General features: G+C 72.1%; 14 protein-coding genes. 3 read left to right on the top strand and 11 right to left on the bottom strand.

Annotated features, from left to right (window positions below):
- Positions 1–587: carboxypeptidase-like regulatory domain-containing protein (locus VI078_06245; protein HEY5998891.1), on the top strand; the 587-nt coding region annotated here is incomplete at its 5' end.
- Between the two features lie 232 nt (positions 588–819).
- Here the strand turns inward: VI078_06245 and VI078_06240 are convergent.
- The 4 genes from VI078_06240 to VI078_06225 form a co-directional block, all read right to left on the bottom strand.
- On the bottom strand, positions 820–2,211 hold the full coding sequence (locus tag VI078_06240; GenBank protein HEY5998890.1) for a multiheme c-type cytochrome: 1,392 nt from the start codon (positions 2,209–2,211) through the stop codon (positions 820–822).
- Between the two features lie 87 nt (positions 2,212–2,298).
- Positions 2,299–2,619: an HU family DNA-binding protein gene (locus VI078_06235; GenBank protein ID HEY5998889.1), complete on the bottom strand. Its 321-nt coding sequence runs from the start codon at positions 2,617–2,619 to the stop codon at positions 2,299–2,301.
- A gap of 114 nt (positions 2,620–2,733) precedes the next feature.
- The gene (locus tag VI078_06230) at positions 2,734–3,114 is read right to left on the bottom strand and encodes a PilZ domain-containing protein (protein ID HEY5998888.1); all 381 of its coding nucleotides are present in this window, start codon (positions 3,112–3,114) and stop codon (positions 2,734–2,736) included.
- A 9-nt stretch (positions 3,115–3,123) separates the two neighbouring features.
- Complete coding sequence (locus VI078_06225) at positions 3,124–3,660, bottom strand: BCAM0308 family protein (protein HEY5998887.1); 537 nt, start codon at positions 3,658–3,660, stop codon at positions 3,124–3,126.
- Positions 3,661–3,813: 153 nt separating this feature from the next.
- Between VI078_06225 and VI078_06220 the strand changes: the two genes are divergently transcribed.
- Both VI078_06220 and VI078_06215 read left to right on the top strand, forming a co-directional pair.
- On the top strand, positions 3,814–5,190 hold the full coding sequence (locus VI078_06220) for an HD domain-containing protein (GenBank protein ID HEY5998886.1): 1,377 nt from the start codon (positions 3,814–3,816) through the stop codon (positions 5,188–5,190).
- On the top strand, positions 5,187–5,408 hold the full coding sequence (locus tag VI078_06215) for a PspC domain-containing protein (GenBank protein HEY5998885.1): 222 nt from the start codon (positions 5,187–5,189) through the stop codon (positions 5,406–5,408). Before VI078_06220 ends, VI078_06215 begins: the two co-directional genes overlap by 4 nt.
- Positions 5,409–5,478: 70 nt before the next feature.
- Here VI078_06215 and VI078_06210 read toward each other — a convergent pair whose 3' ends face one another.
- The 7 genes from VI078_06210 to VI078_06180 all read right to left on the bottom strand — a co-directional run.
- Complete coding sequence (locus VI078_06210; protein ID HEY5998884.1) at positions 5,479–6,318, bottom strand: cytochrome c3 family protein; 840 nt, start codon at positions 6,316–6,318, stop codon at positions 5,479–5,481.
- A 335-nt stretch (positions 6,319–6,653) separates the two neighbouring features.
- Entirely contained in the window at positions 6,654–7,490 is an 837-nt protein-coding gene (locus VI078_06205; GenBank protein HEY5998883.1) for an MBL fold metallo-hydrolase, read from the bottom strand.
- A 148-nt stretch (positions 7,491–7,638) separates the two neighbouring features.
- Positions 7,639–8,772: an ABC transporter permease gene (locus VI078_06200; GenBank protein ID HEY5998882.1), complete on the bottom strand. Its 1,134-nt coding sequence runs from the start codon at positions 8,770–8,772 to the stop codon at positions 7,639–7,641.
- Complete coding sequence (locus tag VI078_06195; GenBank protein HEY5998881.1) at positions 8,772–9,905, bottom strand: ABC transporter permease; 1,134 nt, start codon at positions 9,903–9,905, stop codon at positions 8,772–8,774. The genes VI078_06200 and VI078_06195 overlap by 1 nt, the downstream gene beginning before the upstream one ends.
- A gap of 6 nt (positions 9,906–9,911) precedes the next feature.
- On the bottom strand, positions 9,912–10,874 hold the full coding sequence (locus tag VI078_06190) for an ABC transporter ATP-binding protein (GenBank protein ID HEY5998880.1): 963 nt from the start codon (positions 10,872–10,874) through the stop codon (positions 9,912–9,914).
- Positions 10,871–11,818 (bottom strand): ABC transporter ATP-binding protein, encoded by a 948-nt coding sequence (locus VI078_06185; protein ID HEY5998879.1) that lies wholly within the window; start codon positions 11,816–11,818, stop codon positions 10,871–10,873. The genes VI078_06190 and VI078_06185 overlap by 4 nt, the downstream gene beginning before the upstream one ends.
- A 51-nt stretch (positions 11,819–11,869) precedes the next feature.
- Positions 11,870–12,359, bottom strand: a 490-nt coding sequence (locus tag VI078_06180; GenBank protein HEY5998878.1) for an efflux RND transporter periplasmic adaptor subunit, incomplete at its 5' end; no start/stop codon positions are given.

Here is a 12,359-nt window from a genome sequence, read left to right as displayed (position 1 = left end):
CCCACGCCGCGCAGCTGCTCCTGACCAGCGCGGACGCGCCCAACGCCCCGCTCGCCGTCCCCGTGACGCTCACGGTGACCCGGCCCGGCAGCATCGGCGGCCGGGTGAGCGACCCGGCGGGCCAGCCGATCCCGGAGGCGGCCGTCACCCTCCGCGGGGCGCGCAGCCGGCAGGCGGCCACGGACGCGGCCGGCGCCTACGCCTTCGAGAAGCTCCCGCCGGGCGACTACACCGTGGAGGTCACGGGGACCGGCTTCCCGCTGCGCCGTCCCCAGCGCTGGGTCGGCCTCGTGGAGGGCGAGCAGCGCTCGCTGGACTTCGACGCGACCAGCTACGTGATCCGCGGGAGGGTGACTGACGAGGCCGGCGCGCCGATCGCGAGGGTTATCGTGCGCCTCTACGACGCGACGGGCGTGCTGCTGCGCCAGGCGTCCACTGACGGCAACGGCCGCTACACCTTCCGCCGGCTCGGGCCGGGGAGCTACGAGCTGCGGGCACGGCGCCGGCCGTGGCGGTTCCAGCCGGCGCCGCAGGTCGCCCGCGTCCGCGACCTCTCCCTCACCCGCAACTTCATCGGGAGAAGGTAGCCCGGCTCAATCAGGAGGGTCTTTTGCGCCCCGGCGGCGTTGCTTCTCGCGCTGCTTGTGCGGCGCACACGGAGTGCGCCTCCGCGCGCGCTCGGCGCTGCCTTGCCGGAACGCAAAATCCCGCTCCTGCTTGAGCCGGGCAGCCAGTTCGTCGGGGCTTTGTCCCTGCCGTGCCAGGACGCGTCATGACGCTCGCGACCGAGGCTGGCAGAACGTGCCGGAGCACGCCAGGCTAGGGGATCGCGATCTCGCCGCTGGCGGCGGCCATGTCGACCACGGGGATCGTCGGCGCCTTCTCCCCAAGCAGCAGGTTCGCCAGCCCCTGGTCGTACGAGCGGTAGCGCAGGGTCGCCTTGACCGCGAGCGGCCCCTTCGCGGCCGGCGGCAGCTCGAACGCGTAGCGCGCCGTCGCCAGGCCCTTCGGCGGGATCGTCGTGTTCGACTCGAAGCGCACGATCTCCCAGGGCTTGCTCGTGTGGTGATCGTCCTTGTCGACCGCCTGCGCGTGGAACATCGTCGCCTCGGGGTCGACCGACCCGTCGGCCCCAAGCGCGCCGCTGCGGAAGACCTCGGCGCCGCCGGCCGTCGCCACGACATCAATCCAGACCTGGCGCACGTCGGTGAGGCTCGTCGGCAGGTTGTGCCCGGCCGTCTCGTTGCGCACCTTGACCTTGAACTGGACGAGCCGCCCCGGCTCGGCCTGGGCCGGCAGCTCCAGCGCGACCGACGCCGCCGCCTGCAGCCGCTGGGTGGCGAGCGCCGCGTGCTGCTGCGCGCCGAGCAGGCCCGTGACCACCGTGTTGGCGCCGACGAACTCGTGCGTGTAGACCTGGTCGCGCTTGGGGCCGCCCATCGCCGCCTGGCCGGCGTTGACCGGCTTGACGAGGGTCTTCGCCGCCTCGATCGCCTTCTCGACCGGCATCATGTGGCAGTCCTGGCACTGGATGCCGGCCTGCGCGTAGACGGAGCTGCGCCACTCGCGGTACGTGTCCTCGATCGGGAAGTTGTTCGAGGGGTGGAAGACGTTGTGGCAGTTCGCGCAGAACTCGCTCTTCGTGTGCAGCTCGGAGTACTCGGTCTCGTGGTACGGCGAGTCCGCGTCCTTGTAGGGGCCGCGCTTGACGGCGCCCGGGTCCACGATGATCGAGGCGTTCTGCGGCTCCCGCGTCGGCGTCTCGCGGTCGCGCACGCCCTTGATCGTGTGGCAGATGTCGCACTGCACGCCCTTCTTCGCGACATCGCTGGCCTGAAAGACCCCGTCCGCGCCGAGGGTGATCTCCCCCGCGACCGTGCCGATGGCGCTGTGGCAGCCCGCGCAGAGCTTCTCGACCGCGCCCCCCGTCTCCTTGATGCCCATGCGCCAGAGCGACTGGAAGACAGGGTCCACGAAGGCGCTCGAGTGCATGGAGCCGTTCCACTGCTTGTAGAGCGCCGGGTGGCAGCCCATGCAGATCGACGGGTCCTCGAACTCCGAGGAGGCCACCGGCTTGCCCGACGAGGTCATCAGCATCGAAGGGAAGAACGGGAACTTGAGCGCCCGCTCCTCGTCGGCCTTCTCGTCGGCGAGCGCGGGGGCGGACACGGACAGCAGGAGCGCGAGGGCGATGGTGCGGGTCGACTTCATGACGCCTCCTTCCAGGGCCCGGAAACAACGATGCCCGGCCGCGCGGCGGCCGGGCATCGCGACGACATGCAGCGTCGCGCGGAGAAACTAGGCGACGATGTCCTTCAGCGCCTTGAGGGCGAGGACCTTGACGACCTTGCGGGCGGGCTTCGCCTTGAACATCACCTCTTCCTTCGTGAAGGGGTTGATGCCCTTGCGCGCCTTGGTCGCCGGCTTCTTGACGACCTTCACCTTGGCCAGCCCCGGGAGCGTGTAGATGCCGAACTTCTTGAGGTCGCGAGCCATCAGCCCGGTGAGGGCCTCGAAGACTCCGGCCACCTGCTTGCGGGTCAGGCCGGTCTTCTCGGCGATGAACGCCATGCTCTCGGACTTCGTGGTGGGACGGGCCTCAGCCTTGCCTTTTGCCATGTTCCTCCGCTCCTTTGGTTGTGTGGGTGCCGTGAGGGAACCCCCCCGAATTTCGGCGCGGAGCATAGCACAGGGAAAAACTCCGCGCAAAGGATTTTCTTGCCACGCGCGCGCTCACGGCTCGTGCAGCCGCAGGATCTCGGCGAGCGCGGCGTCGGCGTCGCCTCCGGAGCGCAGCAGCTCCGCCCCGACCTCCCAGTGCCCGTCGCCGCGCGACTCGCGCGCCCACACGGCGCGGCCGCGCGCGCCGTAGGTGCGGCCGCCCGGGAGGATCATCTCCAGCGCGACGAAGGCACGGGGCCGCACGAACTCCTCCGCGCGGAAGCGCACGCCGTCACGGCTGATGTCGAGCGTCACCCCGTGCCGGTTCGGGTGCGGCCGCGTGGCGACCTCGGTGAACGAGAGGGGGACGCGCAGATCGACGCGGTGCTCGCGCCGCCGCTCGTCCTGCGCCGCCGGTTTCCTGCCGGCGTCGGCCGCCGGGCGCCCGGTCACGTCCGCACCTCAGCGGGCCCAGGCGACGCGGATCGAGGCCTCGCCGTCGCCGTAGCGGTAATCCAGCGCGCCCTGGTAGGAGCGCGCGAGCGACTCGCCGATCCGCCGCGCCACGTGGATGCCCGTCGTCGTCACGAGCGTGTGCCCGCCGCCGTCGGCGATCGCCATGATCCGCTCCATCGGCCGCTCGTCGCGCTCCGCGGCCTCGGCGTTGCGCACGAGGTTGAGGATCTCGTCGCGGTGGGCGCGGAAGAAATCGCCCGAAAGCTCGACGCGGCCGGCGGGCAGCCGACCGGCGATGCGGCGGCACGCCGGGCACACGGCCCGCGCGGCCCCCGTCGGCCCGGTGCCCCAGGCCCAGCGCCCCCCCTCGTAGACCGCGCCGCACTCGCTGCAGACGGTCGGCTCCTCGTACTTGGTGCGGTTGCGGTAGACGTCCTGTCTCTCCGGCTGGATCATCTTGTCCCTGCGGGCTGACTGCAGCATCGACGTCCCCTCCATGCCCTGGCTGCGCGCCGTGAGCGCGTGACACCGTGGTCCGGTCATTCGGGAACTCTCAGGGATAAGTATGGTTCTTTCGGGGCCGAATGCAAGGGGGCGAAGCCCCCCGCCCCCCGCGCCGGGCGGCCGCGGCGCTCCCCCCCCGGCTCGCCCGGCGCGCCAAGCCCGGCCAGCCCCCGGTGCTGTTAGAATGGGCCCGTGAAGGCCTCCGACCCCCTGCTCGCCGAGGCGTTCGGGATCCTCGAGGCCATCGCCGCCCGCGGCCGGCTCGCCGTGATCGCCGGCGGCGCGGTGCGCGACGGCGCGCTCGGCCGCGCGCTGAGCGATGCCGACATCGCGACCGACATGTCCCTCGAGGAATTGGCGACGCTGTTCACCACCCACGCCGTCGGCCGCTCCCGCCAGTTCGAGACGGTCGTGGTCGTGCGCGGCGGGCGCGTCTTCGAGATCACGCGCTTCCGGGGAGGCGCGGGGGCGGTCCCCCCGGGGGAAGGTGCACGATCCGCCGCGGCCGTCGCCGATCTCCTGCGGAAGGACGCCGCGCACCGGGACTTCACGATCAACGCGCTGCTGCTCGACGCCGGGGGGCGCGTGCTCGACTTCCACGGCGGACTCGCCGACCTGCGCGCGCGGCTGGTGCGGGCGGTCGGCGAGCCGACGGAGCGCTTCGAGGAGGACCCGGCGCGGCTGATGCGGGCCGCCCGCTTCGCCGCGTGCCTGGACTTCGCGATCGAGCCGCGGACGGAGGCGGCGGTGCGGGCCATGGCGCCGCGGCTTGCGGGCGTCGCCCCCGAGCGCCTCGGCGGCGAGATCCTGAAGATGGCCGCCGCCGGCGGGCCGGCGCTGGCCCGCGGCATCGAGCTGCTCGACGGCCTCGGGCTGCTGCGGACCGTGCTGCCCGAGGTCGCCGACCTCCAGGGCCTCGAGCATCCTCCCGACAAGCACCCCGAGGGCGGCGTCTGGGAGCACACGCTGGCGGCGGTGCGCTCCTCGGCCTCGACGGATCCCGGCGTCAACCTCGCGGTGCTGCTGCACGACATCGGCAAGCGGCCCACGCATGCGCTCGTCGACGGCCGGCCGACCTACCACGGGCACGAGGCGGCGGGGGCCGCGCTCGCCGAGGGGATCGCCCGGCGGCTCGCCCTGCCGCAGCGACTGCGGGAAGCGCTCGTCTTCGCGATCGACAACCACCGGCGGGCGGCAAAGCTCGACGAGATGCGGCGCTCGAAGCGCCTGGCGCTGGTCACGCACGAGCACTGGCCGACGCTGCGGGCGCTGTCGCTCTGCGACCGGGCCGCGCGGGGGGATGCGGAAGCGGTCGCCCGCCGGGCGGCGTTCTTCGCCGAGGCGGAGCGCGATGCGGCCGCCGCCGGCGCCGCCCACCGCGCTGGTCCCGTGATCAGCGGCACCCGGATCATGGAGCTGACGGGCCTCGCGCCAGGCCCGCGCGTCGGCACAATCCAGCGACAGGTCACCGAGTGGGCGCTGGACGGGCGGATCGAGGAACAGGGGCGGATCGAGGCGGAGGCGCTGCGGCTCGCGGCGCCTTCCGCCCAGGGAGGGACGTCACCATGAAGAGGAAACTGCGGAAGGTCCGGGGCAGGAAATGGATCGGCGGCGTGTGCGCCGGCATCGCCTACTGGCTGGGCGTCGCGGCCTGGCTGGTGCGGCTGGTCCTGACCCTGTCCGTCATCTGCTTCGGCTTCGGTGCCCTGCTCTACGTCCTGCTCTGGGTCTTCATGCCCGCGTGGGACGAGACGCCGGCGGACTACGACGAGGTGGCGGGGGGCTGATACTGGCGAAACGAAAGCGGCCCGCCGGGGCATCCCCCGGCGGGCCGATCGACTGATCCGCTGCGGCGCGCTACTGCTTCGCCGGGGCCGCTGCGGGCGCCGGCGCGGCCGGCTTCGCCGCCGCCGCGAAGTTGTTCAGGTCGTGCGGGTGGTTGTGGCAGGTCAGGCAGTTCGGGAACTTCTTCATGATCCCCGCCGGGTGCTTCGACTCGTGGCACTGGCTGCAGTTCGGCACCATCTTGTGCTTGTCCTTGTGGCACTGCACGCACGAGACCTTGGCGTGCTTCGTCGCCGTCGCCGCGATCAGCGACGCCGGCCGCGTGTGACAGGAGCCGCAGAGCGCGTTCTGCACCGTCTGCTGGTACACGACGTTCTTCGGCTGGTGTGCCTTGTGGCAGGCCGAGCAATCCGCCGCGGTCATCGTCGCGGCGTGCGGCTTGTGGCACTGCGTGCAGTTCGGCTTCTTGCCGTGCACGTCGTGGCAGAACGAGCAGGCCAGCGCGGTGTGCTTGCTCGGGTTGTCCTTGAGCTGCTTGATCTGCTCCTTGTGGCAGGTCAGGCAGGGCACGGTCTGCTTGCGGTCGAAGGTGATGTTCTTCGGGGTGTGCGGGTTCTTGTGGCACTCGAGGCAGTTGGGCAGCTTGTAGTGCTCCCCGCCGTCGTGGCACTGGCCGCACGCCGGGATGTTGTTCTTCGACGACGGGCGGTGCCCCGCGTGGCAATCCTGGCACCCGACCTCGGTCTTGTGCTTGCCGCCGCCGGCGTCGATGTCGGCCGGCTGCTGCGCGTGGCACTTGACGCAGTCCCCGTTCTGGAGCGTGGCCTTGGCCGCCTCGGCGGACGCACTGCCGGCGCCGAGCGCCAGCGCGAGGAATGCCGCCGCGAGAAAACCTGTCACCCTGCGAGCCATCGTGTTCTCCCTCCCCCGGTGAATGCCAGCGGTGCCCCAAGAAACGGAGCGGGATGTTGGCACGATTCGGGCCGGCGCGTCAATCGCACGCCCGGTTGTCGGAATTGGACCTGCGGACGGGAGCCATGACCCCGCAGATGGGCCCGGATCACCGCACGGCGCCCGCAGGCCGCCCATACGGGGTCGGATGCAAAGAGGTCGGGACCCCTGTCTTTCGGGGGTGACAGCGGCGCCAGCCGCGCCAGAGGGGGCGGAGCCCCCATGGAAGCGCCCGCCGAACGGCCAAAGGGGCGAGGGGCGTTGCCGGGCGCTGATGGGCCGTTATCGGTGCCCGGCTAGACGGTGAGACGTTGGCCCTGGATGGCGGCGAAGACCTCGACCTGCGCGCCCGCCGCGCCCGAGCGCGAGCGGCACTCGGCGACGATCCGCTCGAGCGACTCGTCGTCGCGGTTCATGTTGTGGTGCCAGAGGCCGAAGCGCTGCACGCCGGCCGAGAGCGCCAACTCCAGCGCCTCGCTCCAGGTGCTGTGGCCCCACCCGCGGGTCTGCCGGTACTCCTCGGCGGTGAACTCCCCGTCGTGCAACAGCAGCTCGGCCCCGGCCGCGAACCGCCGGTACTCCTCCGCGACGAGCCCGCCGGGGTGCACCTGCCCCAGCTCGTTGTCGGTCAGGAAGACCAGGCGGCGTCCCTCCTCCTCGAAGCAGTAGCCGACGCCGCCGTTCGGGTGGCTCAGCGGCAGCGTGGTCACCGTGAGGCCGCCGGCGGTGAACCGCTCGCGGCAGGGCTCGTGGTACACGATCTCCGCGGCGACGTCGCCGAGGTCCACCGGGAAGTTCGGCGCCTCCATCGTCCGGCCGACCATCTCGCGCAGGGACACCTGCGCCTCGAGGCAGCCGTAGACGTCGATGCGCACGCCCGCGGTGAACAACGGCCGGAAGAAGGGAAAGCCGATGACATGGTCCCAGTGCGCGTGGGTGAAGAGCAGATGGATGCGGCGCGCCCGCTCGGCGTGCAGCCGGTTTCCGGCCCGCCGGATTCCCGTGCCGGCGTCGACAAGGAGGGGCTCGCCCGGACCGCGGATTTCGAGGCAGGTGGTGTCGCCGCCGTAGCGGACGTACTCCGGTCCCGACACGGGTATTGACCCGCGCGCGCCCCAGACCGTCACCTGCATACTTCGTGACCCCTCCCGGTCCCCTTGAGCGGCGCAGTCTACCTGAATTCGCCCCAAAACTCACACGTGTGTGACGCGCGGCACCAAACACGCCGCGGGAGCGAAGGAGCGCCCGGAGCGCCCGGGAGCGCCCCGGTCGATGCACGGGTCAACCCAATCGCTTCCGGAAGCGGAGGGCGGAGAGTCCGAGGATGCCGACCCCGAACCCCAGGAGCACCGCCACCTGCGGCCAGAGGATCGCGAGCCCGTTGCCCTTGAGGAAGATGCCGCGGACGATCACGAGGAAGTAGCGCAGCGGGATCACGTGCGTCACCACCTGGATCACCCGCGGCATGTTGGCGATCGGGAAGATGAACCCCGAGAGCAGGATCGACGGGAGCATGATGAAGAGTGTCATCATCATCGCCTGCTGCTGCGTGTGCGACACCGTCGAGATGAAGAGCCCCAGCCCGAGGCTCGTGAAGATGAAGACCAGGGAGAGCGCGAAGAGCAGCGGCACGGAGCCGGCGACGGGCACGCGGAACCAGAAGGTCGACAGCGCCATCATGAGGAGCATCAGCGCGAAGCCGATGCCGATGTAGGGCAGCGTCTTGCCGAGGATCAGCTCCCGCGCCGTGATCGGGGTGACCACGAGCTGCTCGAGCGTACCGATCTCGCGCTCCTTGACGATCGCCATCGAGGTCATGAGCATCGTCACCAGGAAGAGGGTCATCGAGAGCACCCCCGGCACCATGTAGCGCACGCTCTTGAGCTCGGGGTTGTACCAGACCCGGGTGCGCTCCTCGACCGCCGGGACACGCTGCACCCGCGCGCGCAGCCGCTCCAGGCGCTCGGCGCCCACCCGCGAGGAGTACTCGCCGGCGATCCCCCCGACGTAGCCGGCGATCATGCCCGCGGTCATCGAGTCGCTGCCGTCGACGAGCACCTGGACGCGCGCGGTGCGGTCGGCGGCGAGGTCGGCGGCGAAGCCCCGCGGGATGACGAGGGCGGCCTGCACGCGCCCGGCGTCGAGCAGCGCGTCGACCTCGTCGGGGCCCGCAGGCAGCCGCTCGAGGTCGAAGTAGCCCGAGCGCCGGAAGCGCTCGGCGATCTCCCGGCTCTGCACGGTGCGGTCCTGGTCGAGCAGCGCGGTGGCGACGTGGCGCACGTCGGTCGTCACGGCGTAGCCGAAGACGAAGAGCTGGAAGAGCGGCGAGGCGAAGAGGATGCGCAGCATCTGCGGGTCGCGCCGGAGCTGGAGCAGCTCCTTGCGCATCAGGTGCAGGACGCGCCGCCAGTTCATCAGAGTCTCTTCCTGAATTTCAGGGCGGCGAGGGCGAGCGTCACCGCCGCGATCGCGGCCAGCGCCAGCGCCTGGGGCCAGAGGCGCGGGAGCGGGCTGGCCTTGAGGAAGATGCCGCGGACGATCACGAGGTAGTGGCGGGCCGGGACGAGGTTCGTCAGCCACTGGACCACCTCCGGCATCGCGCGCACCGGGAAGATGAAGCCCGAGAGCAGGATCGTCGGCAGCTGGGAGGCGAGGATGCCGGCAGTCATCGCGGTCTGCTGCGTCGGCGAGACGACGGAGATCAGCAGGCCGATGCCGAGCGCCGCGACGAGGTACAGCGCCGAGAGGGCGAGCAGCAGCGGGATGCTGCCGGCCACGCGCACCCCGAAGAGCAGCCGGCCGGCGCCCATGACGAGCAGCACGTCGACGAAGGCGATCGCGGCGTAGGGGACGAGCTTGCCGACGATGAGCTCGGCGGGACGGAGCGGGGAGACGACGAGCTGCTCGATGGTGCCGCGCTCGCGCTCGCGGACCACGGTGAGCGCCGTCAGGAGCGTCGAGACCATCATCAGGATCACCGCGATCAGGCCGGGGACGATGTAGTTGACGCTCTTCTGCTCGGGGTTGTACCAGAAGCGCACCCGCGCCTCCAGCGGCGGGAAGCCGTCCCGGACGCTCACGCCCCGCCGGCGCAGCGCCTCGACGGTGACCGCGCCGGAGTGCTCGCGCACGATCGCCCCGGCGTAGCCGATGCTCGTCGTGGCGCTCGTGGAGTCGGCGCCGTCGACCAGCAGCTGCACGATCGCGGTGCGGCCGGCGGCGAGGTCCTCCGCGTAGCCGCGCGGAATGACGAGCACCGCCCGTACCTCGCCCGCGTCGAGCAGCCGCGTGGCCTCGGCCTGGGACCCCGGCCAGGCGACGACCTCGAAGCTCTCGCCGCGCCGGAAGGCGTCGACGAGCCGGCGCGCGTCCGCGGTCCGGTCCTCGTCCTGGACGCCGAGGGCGACGTGGCGCAAATCGAAGTTGATCGCGTAGCCGTAGAGCACGAGCATGAGCACCGGCAGCACGATGATGACGGCGAGCGTGCGCCAGTCGCGGCGCAGCTGCAGCGCCTCCTTCCACGCCAGGAGCGCCACCTGCTGCAGCATCGGCGGCTACCGGGCGGGCGCGGCGGCGTCGCCGCCCGCCTCCCCGACGACGGCGACGAAGACGTCCTCGAGCGTCGGGTGCACGCCCTCGATGCGCTGCGCCGTGACGCCGGATGCGGCAAGGGCGGCGGCGATCTCGGCCTCCCCCGCCCCCGGGGCGACCGTGACGCGCAGCGCCGTCCCGTGCACCACCGCCTCGACCACGCCCGGCTGGGAGACGAGCCGGTCGAGGGCGCGCATCAGCGGCACGGCCCTGACCTCGTAGACCGTGGCCGGCGAATAACGCTCCTTGAGCTCCGCGGGGGTCCCGAGCGCGGCGAGGCGCCCGCCGAAGACCAGCCCGAGGCGGTCGCAGTGCTCCGCCTCGTCCATGTAGTGCGTCGTCACGAAGACGGTGACCCCGCCCTCCGCGACCGAGGCGATCAGCTCCCAGAAGGCGCGGCGCGAGAGCGGGTCGACCCCGGACGTCGGCTCGTCGAGGAAAAGGATCTCCGGCTCGTGCACCACGGCGCACCCGAGGGCGAGGCGCTGCTTCCAGCCGACCGAGAGCTCCCGGGTGAGGCTCCCGGAGCGCCCGCCGAGGCCGGCCATGCGCAGGATCCAGGCGCGGCGCGCCGCGAGCCGCTCCCCTTCGACGCCGTAGACCCCGCCGAAGAAGGCGATGTTCTCGTCGACGGTGAGGTCGTCGTAGAGCGAGAAGCGCTGGCTCATGTAGCCGATGACGGCCTTGATGCGCTCGGGCTCGCGCGCGATGTCGAAGCCGGCGACCGTGCCTGTCCCGCCGCTCGGCGCGAGGATCCCGCAGAGCATCCGGATCGTCGTCGACTTGCCGGCGCCGTTCGGGCCGAGGAAGCCGAAGATCTCGCCGCGCGGCACGGAGAAGGTGATGGCGTCGACGGCGGTGAAGGACCCGAAGCGCTTGGTGAGGCCCTCGACCGCGACCGCGGGTGCGACGCTCCCGGCGCTCATGAGCCGTTCCCGGGCCCGGACCCGGCCGGGGACAGCAGCGACACGAAGACGTCCTCGAGGCCGGGCTCGACACGGCGGTGCGCGCAGAGCTCCACGCCCTGCGCCGCCAGGTGTGCGCAGAGCGCCTCCTCGACGGGCGCGGCACGCTCGGCCCAGACGTGGAGCCGGTCGCCGAAGACCTCGATGCCCAGCACCCCCGGGAGCCCGGCGAGCGCCTTGCGCGCGAGCCGCTGCGGCCGCGCGGTGACCTCGATGACCTCGCCGCGCATGCGCCCGCGCACCCCCTCCGGCGTGTCGCAGAGGCGGATGCGCCCGCCCTCCATGAGCGCGACGCGCCCGCAGCGCTCCGCCTCGTCCATGTACGGCGTGCTGACCAGGATCGTCGCGCCGTCCCGGTGCAGTCCGTAGAGGATCGACCAGAAGTCGCGGCGGGAGACCGGATCCACCCCCGTCGTCGGCTCGTCGAGCAGCAGCACCTCGGGCCGGTGGACGAGGGTGCAGGCCAGCGCGAGCTTCTGCTTCATGCCGCCGGAGAGGTTCTGGGCGAGGCGGTCGCGGTAGGGGCCGAGCCGCGAGAAGGCGTAGAGCTCCTCCTCGCGCCGCCCGCGTTCGCCGCGCGGGACGCGGAAGAGGCCGGCGAAGAAGCGCAGGTTCTCCGCGACCGTCAGGTCCCCGTACAGCGAGAAGCGCTGCGACATGTAGCCGATGCGCCCCTTGACCCGCTCGGGTTCCCGCCGCACGTCCACGCCGGCGACCGCGACCTCGCCGCCGTCGGCGTCGAGGATGCCGCAGAGCATGCGGATCGCGGTCGTCTTCCCCGCGCCGTCCGGGCCGACGAGGCCGAAGATCTCGCCGGCCGCGACTTCGAGGTCGAGCCCATCGACGGCGGGCGTGGCGCCGAAGCGCTTGCGCAGGCCGCGGGCGACGATGACGGGTTCGGGCATGTCTCGCAAACCCCCTCGATCCCCCCGGTGCCGCAGGGGGGACCGCCCGGGTCATCTCACCGTGATCACCGCGTCCGCCGGCATCCCGGGCTTGAGCTCCCCGCCCGGGTTCTCGATCTCCACCTTCACGCCGAAGACGAGCTTCACCCGCTCCTCGCGGGTCTGGACGTTCTTCGGCGTGAACTCCGGCTTCTCGGCGATCTCCGCCACGACCCCGGGGAAGGACCGCCCGGGGAAAGCGTCGACGCTCACCGCCGCGCGCTGGCCGGGCTTGACGAGGCCGATGCGCGTCTCCGGGACGTAGACCCGCAGCCAGACGCGGCCGAGCTCGGCGATCCGCAGGATCGGGAAGCCCGGCGTCACCACCTCGCCCGGCTCGGCGTTGCGCAGGCTGACGCGGCCGTCGCCGGGGGCGGCGACCCGCGCCTGCGCCAGGAGCGACTCGGCCGCCGCCAACGAGCCGCGCGCCGCCTCGACGCGCGCCTCCGCGCTCCGGATCGTCTCGCGGCGCGGCCCGGCGACCGCGAGGTCGACCGCAGCC

Source organism: bacterium (assembly GCA_036524115.1).
GTDB lineage: Bacteria > JAUVQV01 > JAUVQV01 > JAUVQV01 > DATDCY01 > DATDCY01.
This window is presented reverse-complemented; position numbering and strand designations above follow the sequence as displayed.